This is a genomic window from Bacillus sp. 22483 (genome assembly GCF_052044605.1).
Lineage (GTDB): Bacteria > Bacillota > Bacilli > Bacillales > Bacillaceae > Bacillus > Bacillus altitudinis.
In genome coordinates this window covers 93,869-112,058 of sequence record NZ_JBQENU010000002.1, presented here as the reverse complement: position 1 = coordinate 112,058, position 18,190 = coordinate 93,869, and the positions used below count along the sequence as shown (strand labels likewise).

At 42.0% G+C, this 18,190-nt stretch carries 18 protein-coding genes; all 18 read left to right on the top strand.

Translation table 11 applies throughout. The annotated features are described in order from the left end of the window. Positions 1–5 precede the first annotated feature (5 nt). The 18 genes from ACTJJQ_RS03505 (at position 6) to ACTJJQ_RS03420 (ending at position 18,186) form a co-directional block, all read left to right on the top strand. Complete coding sequence (locus ACTJJQ_RS03505) at positions 6–2,114, top strand: glycoside hydrolase family 48 protein (RefSeq protein ID WP_440599956.1); 2,109 nt, start codon at positions 6–8, stop codon at positions 2,112–2,114. A gap of 79 nt (positions 2,115–2,193) precedes the next feature. Beyond that, complete coding sequence (locus tag ACTJJQ_RS03500) at positions 2,194–3,420, top strand: endo-1,4-beta-xylanase (protein ID WP_171465333.1); 1,227 nt, start codon at positions 2,194–2,196, stop codon at positions 3,418–3,420. Between the two features lie 20 nt (positions 3,421–3,440). Further along, positions 3,441–4,571: a glycoside hydrolase 5 family protein gene (locus tag ACTJJQ_RS03495; RefSeq protein WP_336749807.1), complete on the top strand. Its 1,131-nt coding sequence runs from the start codon at positions 3,441–3,443 to the stop codon at positions 4,569–4,571. A 241-nt stretch (positions 4,572–4,812) separates the two neighbouring features. Next, positions 4,813–5,286, top strand: a complete 474-nt coding sequence (rimP, locus tag ACTJJQ_RS03490; protein ID WP_008344744.1) for a ribosome maturation factor RimP — start codon at positions 4,813–4,815, stop codon at positions 5,284–5,286. A gap of 32 nt (positions 5,287–5,318) precedes the next feature. Next, the gene (gene nusA / locus ACTJJQ_RS03485; RefSeq protein WP_007499530.1) at positions 5,319–6,434 is read left to right on the top strand and encodes a transcription termination factor NusA; all 1,116 of its coding nucleotides are present in this window, start codon (positions 5,319–5,321) and stop codon (positions 6,432–6,434) included. A gap of 15 nt (positions 6,435–6,449) precedes the next feature. Next, positions 6,450–6,734, top strand: a complete 285-nt coding sequence (rnpM, locus tag ACTJJQ_RS03480) for an RNase P modulator RnpM (RefSeq protein WP_008344742.1) — start codon at positions 6,450–6,452, stop codon at positions 6,732–6,734. After that, positions 6,727–7,029 (top strand): YlxQ family RNA-binding protein, encoded by a 303-nt coding sequence (locus ACTJJQ_RS03475; RefSeq protein ID WP_007499528.1) that lies wholly within the window; start codon positions 6,727–6,729, stop codon positions 7,027–7,029. The genes rnpM and ACTJJQ_RS03475 overlap by 8 nt, the downstream gene beginning before the upstream one ends. 19 nt (positions 7,030–7,048) lie before the next feature. Beyond that, positions 7,049–9,169 carry a translation initiation factor IF-2 gene (gene infB / locus ACTJJQ_RS03470; protein WP_007499526.1) on the top strand — a complete coding sequence of 707 codons (2,121 nt, stop codon included), beginning with the start codon at positions 7,049–7,051 and terminating at the stop codon, positions 9,167–9,169. Beyond that, a complete protein-coding gene (locus ACTJJQ_RS03465; RefSeq protein ID WP_017359071.1) occupies positions 9,166–9,444 on the top strand; it encodes a DUF503 domain-containing protein in 279 nt (92 codons plus the stop codon). The genes infB and ACTJJQ_RS03465 overlap by 4 nt, the downstream gene beginning before the upstream one ends. Before the next feature lie 17 nt (positions 9,445–9,461). Further along, the gene (gene rbfA, locus ACTJJQ_RS03460) at positions 9,462–9,812 is read left to right on the top strand and encodes a 30S ribosome-binding factor RbfA (RefSeq protein WP_007499525.1); all 351 of its coding nucleotides are present in this window, start codon (positions 9,462–9,464) and stop codon (positions 9,810–9,812) included. Between the two features lie 68 nt (positions 9,813–9,880). Beyond that, entirely contained in the window at positions 9,881–10,810 is a 930-nt protein-coding gene (gene truB, locus ACTJJQ_RS03455) for a tRNA pseudouridine(55) synthase TruB (protein ID WP_440599955.1), read from the top strand. 18 nt (positions 10,811–10,828) lie between these two features. Next, positions 10,829–11,779 (top strand): bifunctional riboflavin kinase/FAD synthetase, encoded by a 951-nt coding sequence (gene ribF, locus ACTJJQ_RS03450; RefSeq protein WP_025207344.1) that lies wholly within the window; start codon positions 10,829–10,831, stop codon positions 11,777–11,779. 155 nt (positions 11,780–11,934) lie between these two features. Then, positions 11,935–12,204 carry a 30S ribosomal protein S15 gene (rpsO, locus tag ACTJJQ_RS03445; RefSeq protein ID WP_008354438.1) on the top strand — a complete coding sequence of 90 codons (270 nt, stop codon included), beginning with the start codon at positions 11,935–11,937 and terminating at the stop codon, positions 12,202–12,204. 183 nt (positions 12,205–12,387) lie between these two features. Continuing rightward, the gene (gene pnp, locus ACTJJQ_RS03440; protein WP_007499522.1) at positions 12,388–14,505 is read left to right on the top strand and encodes a polyribonucleotide nucleotidyltransferase; all 2,118 of its coding nucleotides are present in this window, start codon (positions 12,388–12,390) and stop codon (positions 14,503–14,505) included. A gap of 125 nt (positions 14,506–14,630) precedes the next feature. Continuing rightward, entirely contained in the window at positions 14,631–15,584 is a 954-nt protein-coding gene (locus ACTJJQ_RS03435) for a polysaccharide deacetylase family protein (protein WP_144610110.1), read from the top strand. Positions 15,585–15,617: 33 nt separating this feature from the next. Then, the gene (locus ACTJJQ_RS03430; protein ID WP_007499520.1) at positions 15,618–16,847 is read left to right on the top strand and encodes a M16 family metallopeptidase; all 1,230 of its coding nucleotides are present in this window, start codon (positions 15,618–15,620) and stop codon (positions 16,845–16,847) included. A 73-nt stretch (positions 16,848–16,920) separates the two neighbouring features. Continuing rightward, positions 16,921–17,844: an aminoglycoside phosphotransferase family protein gene (locus ACTJJQ_RS03425; RefSeq protein WP_058213772.1), complete on the top strand. Its 924-nt coding sequence runs from the start codon at positions 16,921–16,923 to the stop codon at positions 17,842–17,844. Positions 17,845–17,913: 69 nt separating this feature from the next. Further along, entirely contained in the window at positions 17,914–18,186 is a 273-nt protein-coding gene (locus tag ACTJJQ_RS03420) for a YlmC/YmxH family sporulation protein (protein ID WP_008344726.1), read from the top strand. The last annotated feature ends 4 nt before the right edge of the window (positions 18,187–18,190 follow it).

Genomic DNA, 18,190 nt, shown 5'->3' with positions numbered 1-18,190 from the left:
AGGACATGACAAATAAAGAACGGTTTTTAACACTTTATCATCAAATGAAAAACGATGCGAATGGATATTTTTCAAAAGAAGGCATTCCGTATCATTCCGTTGAGACACTCATTTGTGAGGCACCTGATTACGGGCATATGACCACTTCAGAAGCTTACAGCTATTGGTTATGGCTTGAAGCATTGTATGGTCACTACACAGGCGATTGGAGCAAACTAGAAGCGGCTTGGGATAATATGGAGAAGTTTATCATTCCAGTAAACGAAGATGGACATGACGAACAGCCGCATATGAGTTCTTACAATCCATCTAGCCCAGCCACATACGCATCAGAGAAACCATATCCAGATCAATATCCGAGCCAGTTGACGGGTGCTCGCCCTGCTGGTCAAGATCCGATTGATCAAGAACTGAGGTCAACTTACGGAACGAATGAAACGTATTTAATGCACTGGCTTCTTGATGTAGACAACTGGTATGAATATGGGAATTTGCTCAATCCATCACATACAGCCGCATATGTAAACACATTCCAGCGGGGTCCGCAAGAATCCGTATGGGAGGCAATCCCTCATCCATCACAAGATGATAAAACGGCCGGAAAGCCCAATGAAGGTTTCATGAGCTTGTTCACAAAAGAAAATCAAGCGCCAGCCGCCCAGTGGCGCTACACAAATGCGACGGACGCTGATGCACGTGCGATACAGGCAATGTATTGGGCAAAGGAACTTGGCTATAATGGTTCAGCCTATCTTGATAAAGCGAAAAAGATGGGGGATTTCCTTCGTTACGGAATGTACGATAAATATTTTCAAACAATTGGAAGCGGAAAGCAAGGTAATCCGTATCCTGGAAATGGAAAAAGTGCATGTCATCACTTAATGGCATGGTATACCTCTTGGGGCGGGGGACTTGGAGAATATGCGAAGTGGTCATGGCGTATCGGAGCGAGCCATTGTCATCAAGGGTATCAAAACCCAGTCGCTGCCTACGCTTTATCCTCAGATAAGGGAGGCTTAAAGCCATCGTCACCGACTGGTGCAAGTGATTGGGAAAAGACGTTAAAGAGACAGCTTGAATTTTACGTCTGGCTTCAATCAAAAGAGGGAGCGATTGCAGGAGGTGCTACCAACAGCTGGAATGGAGACTATAGCGCTTATCCAGCAGGAAGAAGCACATTTTATGATATGGCTTATGAAGATGCGCCTGTTTACCATGATCCTCCGTCCAATAACTGGTTTGGAATGCAAGCATGGCCGATTGAGCGTGTAGCAGAGCTTTATTATATCTTTGCAAAAGATGGCGACAAAACATCTGAAAATTTCCAAATGGCTAAATCTGTCATCACAAAATGGGTCAACTATTCACTAGATTACGTTTTTATTGGCACTCGTCCTGTGTCAGATCAAGATGGATATTTTTTAGATGGTCAGGGTCAAAGAATTCTAGGGGGGACAAATGTTACTGTTGCTACGACGAGTGCACCTGGAGAGTTTTGGATTCCTGGGAATATAGAATGGAGCGGTCAGCCTGACACTTGGAGCGGGTTCCAATCTGCAACAGGTAATCCAAATTTAACGGCAGTTACAAAAGATCCTACTCAAGATACTGGTGTACTGGGCAGTCTCATCAAAGCACTCACATTCTTTGCTGCTGCAACACAGAAAGAGACAGGAAACTACACAGCACTTGGCATGAGAGCAAAAGAGACAGCGGCACAGCTCCTTGAGGTTGCTTGGAATTACAATGATGGTGTAGGGATTGAGACAGAGGAAGACAGAGAAGACTACCACCGTTTCTTTAAAAAAGAAGTGTACTTCCCAAATGGCTGGAACGGAACATTTGGTCAAGGAAATCAGATCCCTGGTTCTAGCACCATTCCTTCTGACCCGCAGCGAGGAGGTAACGGAGTGTATACGAGCTTTGCAGATCTTCGTCCAAAAATCAAGCAAGACCCAGCTTGGTCAGCACTGGAGAGTAAATATCAAGCATCTTTTAATGAAGCAACAGGCAAATGGGAAAACGGAGCGCCAAGTTTCACCTATCACCGTTTCTGGTCGCAAGTTGATATGGCTACGGCTTATGCAGAATACCATCGTCTCATAAACGAATAGAACGTAGTGCAGCTGCCGGCTTTTTTAGTCGGCGGTCTCCTCATGAGATAAATGAAGTGAAAGCAAAGGTGATGTCATTATGGTTAAAAAGAAAGAATTTATGAATCATTCATCGAATGGCGGATCACAGGAACAAGAAAATCAAAGCTGGAGAAAAGAAGCAAATGATCGAATCTTACAACATAGACAAAGAGAGCTTGTCATAAACGTCATTGATAAGGAACAAAAGCCAGTTGCCGGAATAGAGGTGGAAATAAAACAAATCAGACATGAATTTGCATTTGGTTCAGCAATGAATGACCAAGTACTATTCAATCAAACGTATGCTGATTTTTTTGTCCAACACTTTAATTGGGCTGTGTTTGAAAATGAGGCAAAATGGTATGCAAATGAGCCTGAAAGAGGGAAAATAACCTACGAAAAAGCAGATGCCATGCTGAATTTTGCCAATAGACACCAAATTCCAGTGAGGGGGCACGCCTTATTTTGGGAGGTAGAGGATGCCAATCCAAACTGGCTGAAATCATTACCGAATCATGAAGTATATGAAGCCATGAAAAGGCGGCTTGAGCATGCAGGCAATCATTTCAAAGGGAAATTCCGTCATTGGGATGTAAACAACGAAATGATGCATGGTTCATTTTTTAAAGACCGGTTTGGGAAACAGATTTGGAAATGGATGTATGAAGAAACGAAGAAAATTGACCCTCAAGCCTTGCTGTTTGTCAATGATTATAATGTAATCTCATACGGCGAACATCACGCATATAAAGCACATATCAATGAACTTCGTCAGTTGGGGGCACCAGTTGAGGCTATTGGAGTTCAAGGTCACTTTGAAGATCGAGTGGATCCAGTCGTTGTAAAACAAAGACTAGATGTGCTTGCTGAGCTGGGTCTACCGATATGGGTGACAGAGTATGACTCTGTTCATCCGGATGCCAATAGACGAGCGGATAACTTAGAAGCTTTATATCGGGTAGCCTTTAGTCACCCAGCCGTAAAAGGTGTGCTGATGTGGGGATTTTGGGCAGGTGCGCATTGGAGAGGTGAGCACGCAGCCATCGTGAATCATGATTGGTCGTTAAATGAAGCAGGCAGGCGTTATGAAAAGCTACTACAGGAATGGACGACACAAAGAGTGGAAAAAACAGATGCGAATGGCCAAGTGACATGTCCAGCGTTTCACGGGACGTATGAGGTTCGAATTGGTGAAGTAAGTAAAATGTTGCAGCAGCAGACGATTGAACTTGATTCAACTAAACAAACACCGCTTCAACTAGATATCATCGTACCAGTAGAATAAGAGATTGTGAGGAGAATGGAATGAAAAAATGGGTTCAACGGGTGGCTTGTTTTATGCTGCTGATCACTTTATGGGCGGGTTGGTTCACTCTGACCGTAAAGGCCTCCTCCTATGTGCAAACATCTGGTACACATTTTGTATTGAACAACCACCCATTTTACTTTGCTGGCACAAATAATTATTATTTCCATTACAAATCAAAAAAGATGGTAGATGCTGTTTTTGACGATATGAAGGCAATGGATTTAAAGGTTATTCGTATTTGGGGATTTCACGATGGTACCCCTCAAGAAAACTCAGTCTTACAATCTCGTCCAGGTGTTTATGAAGAATCCGGTTTTCAAAAACTAGACTATGCGATTTATAAAGCAGGGCAGGAAGGAATCAAGCTGGTCATCCCACTCGTGAACAATTGGGATGACTTTGGCGGGATGAATCAATATGTGAAGTGGTTTCAGGCAGGATCACATGATCACTTTTATACAGATCCTCGGATTAAAACAGCTTACAAAAACTATGTGCGCTATGTATTAGAGAGAACCAATACGTACTCAGGTGTTCAATATAAAGATGATCCTGCTATTATGACATGGGAGCTCGCCAATGAGCCGCGCGCTCAGTCAGACCCTTCGGGAGATATACTAGTAAACTGGGCAGATGAAATGAGTGCATGGATCAAATCAATTGACTCGAATCACCTTGTTGCAGTAGGAGACGAAGGGTTCTTTCGCATGACAGGTCATGACGATTGGTTTTACAGTGGGGGAGAAGGTGTTGATTGGGATCGTTTGACTGCTCTCCCTCATATTGATTATGGAACCTATCATTTATACCCGGATCACTGGAATCAGTCTGCTGTATGGGGAGTGAAATGGATCAAAGATCATATCACCCGAGGAAACGCAATTGGCAAACCTGTTGTATTAGAAGAGTTTGGCTATCAAAATCAAGCAGCCCGTCCTGATGTATATGATAGCTGGCTGAAGACAATTGAACAGCTCGGAGGCGCAGGTAGCCAATTTTGGATTTTAACAAGCATTCAAGACGATGATTCCCTCTACCCGGATTATGACGGTTTTCGAGTTTTAAAGGAGAGCCGGGAGGCAGGAATCATTCGTGAACACGCCAAAAGAATGAATGAAAAGAACTGATGAAGAATGCCTGTTTATAAGGAACTTCATTTGCATAAAAAAATTGGATATGGTATAGTTTTTATGGAAATGCTAACGATTACCGAGACAAGAGTGGGGAAACCCGCTCTTTTGTATTGAACAGGCAATTTTTGTCTCGACATTATTCATCCGTTTTCTGCTCCCCCTGCTCACAATAAAGCAGGGTTTTTATGCAGAATGATTGATAAGAGCGTTTATCGAAAGCACAAGGAGGAAGAGAATGAGCAAAAAAGTAGTGGATATCGTAAGCGACATGGTGCAGCCAATTTTAGATGGCTTACAGCTTGAACTCGTTGATGTTGAATTTGTCAAAGAGGGTCAAAACTGGTTCCTTCGCGTATTTATTGACTCTGACAAAGGCGTCGATATCGAGGAGTGTGCCAAAGTGAGCGAAGCCTTGAGCGAAAAGCTTGATGAGGCAGATCCAATTAGCCAAAACTACTTTCTTGAAGTGTCCTCTCCTGGAGCGGAGCGCCCATTAAAGAAAAAAGCTGATTTTGAAAAAGCACTTGGAAAAAATGTTTTCATGAAAACATACGAACCAATTGATGGTGAAAAGGCATTTGAAGGTGAGCTTACAAGCTTTGATGGTGAGATTGCAACAGTGACAGTGAAGATCAAGACAAGAAAGAAAGAGATCAATATTCCATACGAAAAAATTGCTAACGCAAGATTAGCAGTTTCGTTCAATTAACCTTTTCATTGATATAAGGGGGAACCATAAAAATGAGTAGTGAGTTGTTAGATGCCCTGACTGTTCTTGAGAAAGAGAAGGGCATTAGTAAAGAAATTATTATTGAAGCGATAGAAGCTGCACTCATTTCTGCATACAAGCGTAATTTTAATCAAGCACAAAATGTGCGTGTTGATTTAAACCGTGAAACGGGAACGATTCGCGTATTCGCAAGAAAAGATGTTGTAGATGAAGTGTATGATTCTCGCCTTGAAATCTCTGTAGATGATGCAGCAAATATCAACCCAAATTACATGGTTGGTGACGTGGTTGAAATTGAAGTCACACCAAAAGATTTCGGACGCATTGCAGCTCAGACAGCGAAACAAGTCGTGACGCAGCGAGTGAGAGAAGCAGAGCGAGGTGTGATTTACACTGAGTTTATCGATCGTGAGGAAGACATCATGACGGGAATCGTTCAGCGAATTGACAGTAAATTCATTTACGTGTCACTTGGCAAAATCGAAGCCCTTCTTCCGGTCAATGAACAAATGCCAAATGAGGACTACAAACCACATGACCGCATTAAAGTGTTCATTACGAAAGTAGAAAAAACAACAAAAGGACCACAAATTTATGTATCAAGAACACACCCAGGTCTTTTAAAGCGTTTATTTGAAATCGAAGTGCCAGAAATTTATGATGGTACTGTAGAGCTTAAATCTGTCGCTAGAGAAGCAGGGGACCGTTCTAAAATATCTGTTCGTACAGATGATCCTGATGTTGATCCAGTTGGTTCTTGTGTAGGACCTAAAGGTCAGCGTGTACAAGCAATTGTCAATGAGCTGAAAGGCGAAAAAATTGACATTGTTCATTGGTCGAATGACCCTGTTGAATTTGTTGCCAATGCGTTAAGTCCATCAAAAGTTCTTGATGTCATTGTAAATGAAGAAGATAAGGCGACAACTGTCATTGTCCCTGATTATCAGCTGTCATTAGCCATTGGTAAAAGAGGTCAAAATGCGCGTCTAGCAGCGAAATTAACGAGCTGGAAGATTGACATTAAAAGCGAAACAGATGCAAGAGAACTCGGTATTTTCCCAAGAACTGAAGACTCTGAATCTCTTTTCTTAGAGGCTGAACCAGTAGCTGAGGAATCTGACGAATAAGAGGTGATATAAAAGGTGAAAAGCCGAAAAAAAATCCCGCTTAGAAAATGCGTCGTGACGGGAGAAATGAAACCAAAGAAAGAACTGATTCGCGTTGTTCGTTCAAAAGAAGGTGAAGTGTCTGTTGACGCAACCGGAAAAATGAACGGGCGCGGCGCTTACCTTTCTCTCGATAAAGAAACCATTCTTGCGGCGAAGAACAAACGTAGTTTACAGCAGCAATTTCAGACACAGATTGACGAACACATTTTTGAAGAATTACTAGAACTAGCTGAAAAGGTGAAAAAACCTAATGACTGAATCTGAATGGTATCCTTTGCTTGGTCTAGCAAATCGAGCTCGTAAAGTCGTGTCAGGAGAAGATCTGGTGATCAAAGAAATTAGACATGCGCGTGCTAAGCTGGTTCTTCTTGCAGCAGATGCCTCATCCAACACAGAGAAAAAGGTATCTGACAAATGCAAATTTTACAATGTTCCGGTTAGAAAAGTTGAAGACCGTTCCGTTCTCGGACGTTCTATAGGGAAGGAAGCTCGCGTAGTTGTCGCTGTCACTGACCAAGGCTTCGCTAAGAAGCTCATAAGCTTGCTCGATTAATTTATTTGGGGGTGAACGAATGGCTAAAGTGAGAGTATATGAATACGCAAAAGCCATAGATGTTTCAAGTAAAGATATTATAGCAGCGCTTAAGGATATGAACGTGGAAGTGAACAACCACATGGCGACGCTTGAAGACGACACTGTGAAAAAGCTAGACGCTATCTATAAAAAAGCCAAAGCAAAAGAGACAGCTAACGAGAAACCCGCAGAACAAAAAAAACAATCATCTAACAAAAACAATGATAGAAAGAAGAATGACGTGCAGAATAATCAATTTAATAAAAACAAAAAAAACAACAACCAAAACAAAAACAAAAATAAACGCGGCGGCAACAACAAGGCGCAGCATCAGCAAGCAAGACCTGTGAAGCCGAAAAAAGAGCTTCCTGAAAAAATTGAATTTACAAATTCAATGACAGTCGGTCAGCTTGCTGACGAGCTTGGCAAAGAAACTGCTGAAATCATCAAAAAACTGATGATGCTTGGTGTTATGGCTACGATCAACCAAGAGCTCGACAAAGATACAGTCGAATTAATTGCTTCTGAATATGGTGTTCCAGTAGAAGAAGTCATCATTTTAGAAGAAACTGAACTTGAAAAGTATGAAGTTGAAGATAAAGAAGAAGATATGCAAGTACGCCCTCCAGTCGTAACGATCATGGGACACGTTGACCACGGGAAAACAACGCTTCTTGACAGCATTCGTAAAACGAAAGTTGTTGAAGGCGAAGCGGGTGGAATTACGCAGCATATTGGTGCATACCAAATTGAAGAAAACGGTAAGAAAATCACGTTCCTTGATACACCAGGACACGCAGCTTTCACTACGATGCGAGCACGCGGTGCTGAAGTAACAGATACGACGATCTTGGTCGTTGCAGCAGATGACGGTGTCATGCCGCAAACGATTGAAGCGATCAACCACGCAAAAGCGGCAGAGGTGCCAATCATTGTGGCTGTCAATAAAATTGACAAACCAACAGCGAACCCTGACCGCGTGATGCAGGAATTAACTGAGCATGGTCTTGTACCTGAGGCTTGGGGCGGCGAAACCATTTTCGTTCCTTTATCTGCAAAAACAGGTGAAGGCATTGACGAATTGATCGAAATGATCCTTCTTGTCAGCGAAGTAGCAGAACTAAAAGCCAACCCAAATCGTGCGGCAAAAGGAACTGTGATCGAGGCTGAGCTTGATAAAGGAAGAGGTTCTGTTGCAACCCTTCTCGTTCAAACTGGTACACTTCAAGTAGGTGACCCAATCGTTGTCGGAAATACATTTGGCCGTGTACGTGCAATGGTCAATGACATCGGACGCCGCGTGAAAACTGCAGGACCATCTACACCTGTTGAAATCACTGGTTTAAATGATGTACCGCATGCAGGGGATCAGTTCCTCGTATTCAAAGATGAAAAAACAGCTCGTCAAGTCGGTGAGGCGCGTGCGTCTAAACAACTTGATGAACAGCGTTCAGACAAAGCGAAATTATCTCTCGATGACCTATTTGAGCAAATCAAACAAGGTGATGTGAAAGATATCAACTTAATCGTAAAAGCAGACGTACAAGGTTCTGCTGAAGCACTGACGGCAGCTCTTCAAAAAATTGAAGTAGAAGGCGTAAAAGTGAAAATCATCCATACGGGTGTTGGAGCGATTACAGAATCTGATATCATTTTAGCAAGTGCTTCTAATGCGATTGTGATCGGATTTAACGTACGTCCTGATGGAAATGCGAAGAGCACAGCTGAAACAGAAAACGTAGATATCCGCTTACACCGCATCATCTACAAAGTCATCGATGAAATTGAAGCTGCGATGAAAGGGATGCTTGACCCTGAATATGAAGAAAAAGTCATCGGTCAAGTTGAAGTTCGTCAAACGTTCAAAGTATCAAAAATCGGTACAATTGCTGGTGGCTATGTCACTGAAGGTACCATTACTAGAGACAGTGGTATCCGCTTAATTCGTGATGGCGTTGTCATCTTTGAAGGTGAAGTCGACGTATTAAAACGATTCAAAGACGATGTGAAAGAAGTTTCACAAGGCTATGAATGTGGTATTACCATTAAGAAATACAATGATATCCGTGAAGGTGATGTCATGGAGTCATTCGTTATGCAAGAAATCGAAAGAAAATGATCGGTTATACCGAGTGTGAGTGTATGATCTATGATGCATCCTCACTGAAGGAAAAACGTGCGGTTCTGCAGCGTATCATGACAAGAACGCGCCATAAATTCAATGTGACCATTGCTGAAATGGACTATCAGGATACATGGCAGCGTACTTCGATCGGAATCGCCGTCATTTCCTCCTCCCGGGTTCAAGTGGAAAAGGAACTTCAGCGTGTGTTAAGCTTTATTGATTCTTTTCCGGAAATTGAACGAACGATCACGAAAACTGAGTGGTTTTAATTAGAGGTGATAAGATCATGAGTATGAGAGCAACCCGTGTGGGTGAGCAAATGAAAAAAGAATTAGGCGACATCCTTGGCAGAAAGCTAAAAGATCCAAGAATCGGCTTTTTGACTGTAACGGATGTTGAAGTATCCGGTGATTTGCAAATTGCTAAAGTCTATATTTCTGTTCTTGGCGACGAGAAGAAAAGAGAGGAAACCTTAAAAGGCCTTGCAAAGGCGAAAGGGTATATCCGCTCTGAAATTGGCAATCGAATCAGACTTCGCAAAACACCAGAGCTTCACTTTGAATTCGATGAGTCTGTAGACTACGGTAACCGAATTGAAAGCCTGATTGCTGAACTAAACACAAAAGATCACGAATAAGACGTTGAAATAAGGATAGGCGATGATCGTCTGTCCTTTTTCATCGTTTATGAAAGGAGAGAACGCAGGTGCAAAACGGTGTTCTTTTATTACATAAAGAAAGAGGCATGACCTCTCACGACTGTGTGTTTAAAGTGAGAAAGATTTTACACACAAAAAAAGTGGGACATACAGGGACACTCGATCCAGAGGTTTCAGGTGTTCTGCCTATTTGTATTGGACGAGCGACAAAAATTGTGGAGTACTTAACAGATAAATCGAAAACGTATGATGCGGAAATCACCATTGGATTTTCTACAACGACAGAAGACCAAACAGGTGAAGTAGTAGAAGAAAAAAAAGTGCCGGTACCGATGTCAGAAGATGACATTGATGCTGCGTTGAAACAATTTGAAGGAACCATTGAACAGATCCCCCCCATGTTTTCTGCTGTAAAAATTGGCGGAAAAAAGCTCTATGAATATGCAAGGCAAGGCAATGAAATTGAACGTCCAAGCCGTGAAATTACCATTCATCGCATCGAGCGGACAACACCTGTCACATTTGAAAATGGTAAAGTATCATTTAGATTCACCGTACTGTGTTCAAAAGGCACATATGTGAGAACGTTAGCCGTCGATATCGGAAAAAAACTTGGGTTTCCAGCCCACATGTCTCACCTCATTCGCATAGGATCTGGTGACTTTACGTTAGATGAATGTATCACTCTTGATGAGTTGCGGGAGATCAGCGAGAAAGGAACGGTTGAGGAACATCTTGTGCCGATCGAGCGTGCGCTCAATCATTTGCCGAAATGGGAGATAAATGATACATTAGCAAGTAAAGTGGAAAACGGTGCAGTCCTACCTATGCCTGATGAATTTGCTCATTTTGCAGAGGAAGATCGTGTCGCTGTCTTTGCTCCTTCAGGCCGTTGTATGGCGATTTATATGAAGCACCCGACCAAACAGAACCTGATGAAGCCGGCGAAGATTTTATCACAGGACAAGCAATCTTAAAGAAAAGGTGACCATCTCGTGAAGACTATACATATTTCACACCCACATACATTGAATCAAAAGGATCAAGTCCCGTCTGTGATGGCTTTAGGGTATTTTGACGGTGTTCACCTCGGACACCAAAAAGTGATTGATGCAGCGAAAAACATTGCGGAAAAAGAGGGTTTAGCTCTAGCTGTCATGACTTTTCATCCGCATCCATCACATGTTCTGCAAAAAGCACGTGAACCAAAAGACTTAATCACACCGCTTGAGGATAAGATTGATTTTATCGAACAATTAGGTGCTGACTACTTATACATTGTGCAATTCAGCGAAAGCTTTGCAGCACTGTCTCCTCAAGACTTTGTCGATCAATATTTGGACGAACTGAATGTGAAGCATGCAGTCGCTGGTTTCGATTTTACATTCGGCCGGTTTGGCGCAGGCACAATGGAAACGTTTGACGAATACGGGAAAGGGCGGATTGCTGCGACCATTGTACCTAAGCTTTCCAACCAAGACCGGAAAGTCAGCTCGACCCTGATACGTTCCGCATTGAAAAATGGAGACGTTGAATATGTGAGTGAGCTTTTAGGGAAACCGTATCAGCTGCGCGGCATTGTCATTCATGGAGATAAACGAGGACGCACGATTGGCTTTCCAACCGCCAATGTTGGTTTGTCTGCTGAATACATCATCCCGCCAACAGGCGTATATGCAGTGAGAGCGGAAGTGAAAGGCAAGGTGTATGACGGTGTTTGTAACGTTGGCTACAAACCAACATTTTATGAAAAACGTCCTGATCAGCCTGCGATTGAAGTGAACCTTTTTGATTTTAACGAAGAAATTTATGGTGAACCGATTAAATTACAGTGGTACAAACGGATTCGCAGTGAACAAAAATTTAACGGTATCCAAGAATTAACGGCTCAAATTAGTCAAGATAAAGAAGAAGCGATTCAGTTTTTTCAAAATCATCTTCATTAAACAAAAAAATCGCAGAAAAACCGCTCTATCATTTGCAAAATCGGCATATTTTTAGTATGATAATTCCTGTAGCTTTAAAACCACTTACTTGGCAGGCCGACTTCACCGACGGTTGCGAGGTAGATGGGGCTAACATGATTTGGAGGTGAAACAGGATGGCTATTACTCAAGAGCGTAAAACTCAATTAATTAATGAGTTCAAAACACACGAATCTGATACTGGATCTCCAGAAGTTCAGATCGCTGTCCTAACAGAATCAATTAACAACTTGAACGAGCATTTACGTACTCATAAGAAAGATCACCACTCACGTCGCGGTCTTTTGAAAATGGTAGGTAGACGTCGTAATCTTCTTACGTATCTACGTAATAAAGACGTAACTCGTTACCGTGAGTTAATTAACAAACTAGGCTTACGTCGATAATCGTAAAAAGCGGGAGGATTCCCGCTTTTTTATCGTATAATCACTAATATTTTATGGTTAAAATGTTGAAAGAATGGCAAAAACCCTTCTACATACAGCTTTCACATTGATATGTGAAAATCATTTTGTTCATAATAAGAAATAACCTAAAAACTTTACGACAAGAGAGGAGTTTATCACAGAATGGGACAAGAGAAACAAGTCTTCACCATAGACTGGGCTGGACGTCAACTGACAGTTGAAACTGGCCAGCTTGCAAAGCAAGCAAACGGAGCGGTTCTCGTACGCTACGGAGATACGGCTGTGCTTAGCTCAGCAACAGCTTCTAAAGAACCAAAACCACTTGATTTTTTTCCGCTCACTGTAAACTACGAAGAAAGATTATATGCAGTTGGTAAAATTCCTGGTGGTTTCATTAAAAGAGAAGGCCGCCCAAGTGAAAAAGCAATCCTTGCGAGCCGCTTAATTGACAGACCGATCCGTCCACTATTTGCAGACGGATTTAGAAATGAAGTACAAGTCATTAGTATTGTCATGAGTGTGGATCAAGATTGTTCATCTGAAATGGCTGCAATGTTTGGCTCATCTTTAGCTTTATGTGTGTCTGACATTCCATTTGAGGGACCAATCGCTGGCGTGACAGTAGGACGAGTAGATGGAAAACTCATCATCAACCCAAATGTTGAGCAGCTTGAACAAAGCGATATCAACCTTGTTGTAGCTGGAACAAAAGATGCAATCAACATGGTAGAAGCTGGTGCTGATGAAGTACCAGAAGAAACAATGCTTGAAGCTATCATGTACGGCCATCAAGAGATCAAACGCTTAATCGAATTCCAAGAAGAAATTGTGAAAGCTGTCGGTAAAGAAAAAATCGATATTCCTTTATATGAAGTCGATCAAGCATTAGCAGAGGAAGTAAAACAACTTGCTGAAGCGGATCTACTGAAAGCGATTCAAGTACATGAGAAGCATGCTCGTGAAGATGCCATCAGTGCTGTGAAAAAAGCTGTCGTTCAAAAATTTGAAGAAGAAGAGCGTGACGAAGCAACGATTAAACAAGCGAAGGATGTCTTAAACAAGCTTGTGAAAAACGAAGTTCGTCGCCTTATTACTGAAGAGAAAGTACGTCCAGATGGACGCGGCGTCGATCAAATCCGTCCACTTTCTTCAGAAGTAGGACTTCTTCCAAGAACGCACGGTTCAGGATTGTTTACAAGAGGCCAAACACAGGCACTCAGTATTTGTACATTAGGTGCACTTGGTGATGTACAGATTCTTGATGGTCTTGGTGTTGAAGAGTCTAAGCGATTCATGCACCATTATAACTTCCCACAATTCAGTGTTGGTGAGACCGGCCCAATGCGTGGTCCAGGCCGTCGTGAAATTGGACATGGTGCGCTAGGCGAACGTGCATTAGAGCCAGTCATTCCATCTGAAAAAGATTTCCCTTATACGGTTCGCCTTGTGTCTGAGGTGTTAGAATCAAACGGTTCTACTTCACAAGCAAGTATTTGTGCGAGCACACTTGCGATGATGGATGCAGGTGTTCCAATTAAAGCACCAGTTGCAGGGATTGCAATGGGACTTGTTAAATCTGGTGAATACTACACAGTGCTGACAGACATTCAAGGAATGGAAGATGCACTTGGAGATATGGACTTTAAAGTAGCAGGTACATCTAAAGGTGTAACAGCGCTTCAAATGGACATCAAAATCGATGGTCTATCAAAAGACATTTTAGAAGAAGCACTTCAACAAGCGAAAAAAGGAAGAATGGAAATTTTAGATAGCATGCTGTCAACGATTCCAGCTTCTAGAGGAGAATTGTCGCGTTATGCACCAAAAATCTTAACGATGACAATCAATCCAGATAAAATTCGCGATGTCATTGGACCAAGCGGTAAACAAATCAATAAAATCATTGAAGATACCGGTGTGAAAATTGATATTGAACAAGACGGTACAATCTTTATCTCTTCTACTGAAGAAGACATGAACCAAAAAGCGAAGAAAATCATTGAAGATCTTGTCAGAGAAGTTGAAGTTGGCCAACTTTACTTAGGTAAAGTAAAACGAATTGAAAAATTCGGTGCCTTCCTTGAAATCTTCAGCGGCAAAGATGGACTTGTTCATATTTCTGAGCTTGCACTTGAACGTGTTGGCAAAGTAGAAGATGTCGTGAAGATTGGTGACGAGCTACTCGTCAAAGTCACTGAGATCGATAAACAAGGCCGTGTGAACCTTTCTCGTAAAGCTGTTTTACGTGAAGAAAAGGAAAAAGAAGAAAAGCAGTCTTAATGAGAACAAATAAAATGTGTTAGAAGCCAGGTATCCGTGCCAGGCTTCTTTCTTTTCTTGCGCGTAACTATAGTTCTAGCTTGTTTCTCCCCATCATAATTTGTGGTAAAGGGGAGGGACAACCATTGAAAAAAACGATACCATTCTTTGTGTTTGTATTTTTACTGCTCGTGTCATATCAAACGATGAAGCAGCCGGCTGCTGTTACATATATGAATTCAATGAAAGAGCACGCCGAGGTAGCATCTGTTTCAAAACATATTCTGTATCAAGAGATCGAATCGAAGTCTTCTGACTATGAAGAGAAGCCGCAAAATGCTAAGATTGATAAAGTGTGGAAAAAGATGCCTGGTTTAAATGGACAGACAGTCGATATCGATGCTTCTTACGAAAAAATGAAAAAACAGGGCTCTTTCGATGAAAAGCTGCTTGTTTTTAAAGAAACAAAACCATCTGTCCATTTACATGAACTTGGTGCTGAACCTATCTATAAGGGACATCCAGACAAAAAGATGAATGCATTCTTGATCAATGTAGCTTGGGGCGACGAGCATTTAACAAAGATGTTGAATACACTAGAAAAGCATCAAGTGAAGGCAACCTTTTTCTTAGAAGGCAAATGGGTGAAAAACAGTCCAGACCTTGCTAAAAAAATCGTGGCAGATGGTCATGAAATTGGAAATCATTCATACAATCACCCGGATATGCGCACACTGACAAGAGAACGAGCATTAGAGCAGATGATTAAAACAAATCGCCAAATTGAAGAATCCCTTGGGAAAAAACCGATATGGTTTGCGCCTCCAAGTGGCAGCTTTAAAGAAGAAACAGTAAAGCTTGCGAAACAAGAAGGAATGGAAACCATTATGTGGACAGTAGACACGATCGACTGGCAAAAACCATCACCAGCTGTATTACAAAAACGAGTGCTTGGGAAAATTCACAATGGGGCGATGATATTAATGCATCCAACAGACGCAACAGCGAGAAGTCTTGACGCACTTATCATTCAAATCAAAGAAAGAGGATATGAATTAGGAACGGTTTCTGACCTCCTAAGTGAAAAAAGACATCCGTGATGCGATCTGTTTGTTGAATAGGAGGAGCAAAACTTGGTCAAAACGTATACATGCCAAAACGGAGTAAGAATTGTACTTGAAAACAATCCCACTGTAAGGTCTGTCGCCATTGGTGTCTGGATTGGAACAGGTTCTAGACATGAGACACCAGAAGTAAATGGGATCTCACACTTTTTAGAGCATATGTTCTTTAAAGGAACAAAGACGAGATCTGCACGTGATATCGCAGAATCCTTTGACCGCATTGGTGGTCAAGTGAATGCCTTTACGTCAAAAGAATATACTTGCTATTATGCAAAGGTACTTGATTCACATGCTGGGTATGCCCTCGATGTATTGAGTGACATGTTTTTCAACTCTGCTTTTGACGAAGAAGAGCTGAAGAAAGAAAAAAATGTGGTCTATGAAGAAATTAAAATGTATGAAGATACTCCTGATGACATCGTTCATGATTTGTTAAGTAAAGCCATTTACGGTGATCATTCATTAGGTTATCCGATTTTAGGGACAGAGGAAACACTCTCTACTTTTAACGGTGATTCCCTTCGAAAATATATGGACGAATTCTATACGCCGGATCGCGTCGTCATCTCTGTTGCAGGGAACGTCGATGACACCTTCATTCGTGAGGTCGAAACATTATTTGGCTCGTATGAAGGAAAGGGGAAAAAGCAGCCTGTCGAAGCCCCGCAATTCCACTATGACAAACTGACACGCAAAAAGGAAACAGAACAAGCGCACCTTTGCATGGGCTTTAACGGACTTCCTGCTGGAGATCAGGGCATCTATGACTTAATCGTCTTAAATAATGTTCTAGGCGGTAGCATGAGCAGCCGGTTGTTCCAAGACGTAAGAGAAGATAAAGGACTTGCGTATTCTGTATTCAGCTATCATAGTTCATTTGCAGATAACGGAATGCTGACGATCTATGGTGGAACTGGAGCGAAGCAGCTGAACCTGCTATCTGAAACCATCTTACAAACATTAGACGTCTTAAAACGTGAGGGAATTACGCAGAAAGAACTTGAAAACTCTAAGGAGCAAATGAAAGGCAACCTCATGCTTAGTCTTGAAAGCACAAACAGCAAGATGAGCCGAAATGGTAAAAATGAATTACTCCTTGGCAAACATCGTACGCTTGATGAAATTATTGATGAAATCAATCGCGTCTCATTAGACGGCGTGAACAATTTATCGAAAAGAATCTTTACAGAAGATTATGCTCTCTCGCTTATTAGTCCAACGGGTGATCAGCCATCATAATGTAAACAACACGGCAGACTTCTCAAGAGGTCTGCCGTTTATTGTATACCAAGAAGAAAGGGGCTCTGCGTTCATGAAACACGAAAAACTGAAACAGCTATCTCCGCTTCTTAAACAAGCCATCTCTTTCCGGCCGATGACATCTGGATTTTCGGGAGACCGCACCTTTTTGGTCACAACGCCTAGTGAAAAGCTAGTACTCAAGCTATCAGACATTCAGAAATATTCCAGTTTGAAAAAGAAAGCGTCCATTCAGCAGAAGTTAAAAAATCGAGGCGTTATTTGTTCTGAAGTGATGGAGGTCGGAGTGAGTGCTGAACAAAACTGTACTTTTCGTATTTTTCCATTTATCGAAGGAGAGATTGCTAGAGCATCTATTCATCTGCTCACAGAAGAAGAGCAGTATGAAATCGGAAGGCGGGCAGGCAGAGACTTGAGTATCATGCATACATTCGATGCCCCTTTTTATGCAGCCCCCTGGGATAAGAAGGTATTAGCGAAACATGAACGGTATGTACATGCCTATCAATCAAGTGGAGTGACCTTTTCCCATGATCAGTTCGTATTAGATTTTATTCAGTCACATGCTGATGCGGTAAAAGGGAGGCCAAACCAGTTCCAGCATGATGATTTTCATTTAGGGAATATCATTATACAGCGTCATCAATATGCTGGGGCGATCGACTTTGATCAATCCGACTGGGGTGATCCGATTCATGACTTTTATAAACTGTCTTTATTTAGTCGAGAAAGCAGCATTCCATTTTCAGCCGGGCAATTGGATGCCTATTTAAGCACCACGCAGGTAACACGTAATTTTTGGCTTCTTTTTTCCATTTATACAGCAATGAGTTGCTTTTCTTCTATTGTTTGGACGTTATCCTATGATCCGGGACATGTAAAAGATATGGTGAATCGAGTGGAGAGAATACTGTCAGACCATAATCGTTTTACTCAACTTATACCAGTTTGGTATGTAGATAGGCTTCATTCGTGACCTATAGAATGGCCCGGTCTATTCACCCTCTGTGCTGCATATATGATATGGAAGGGGAGTGATGCGATTTTGAGGCTGAGTGAGCTGTCAGGAAAAGAGATCGTCGATATTAAAAGAGCGGAGCGGCTTGGCGTGCTTGGACAAACCGACCTTGAAATAAATGAACAGGACGGTCAAATTACAGCACTCATCATACCTTCCGTCAAATGGTTTGGCTTTCGAAAACAAGGAAATGACATCCGCGTTCCGTGGAATCACATTCAAAAAATAGGATCAGATATGATCATTCTCGATGTGCCTGAAGAACTTCAGCCGCACGGAGAAAAAGAGCACCCATCATAAAAGG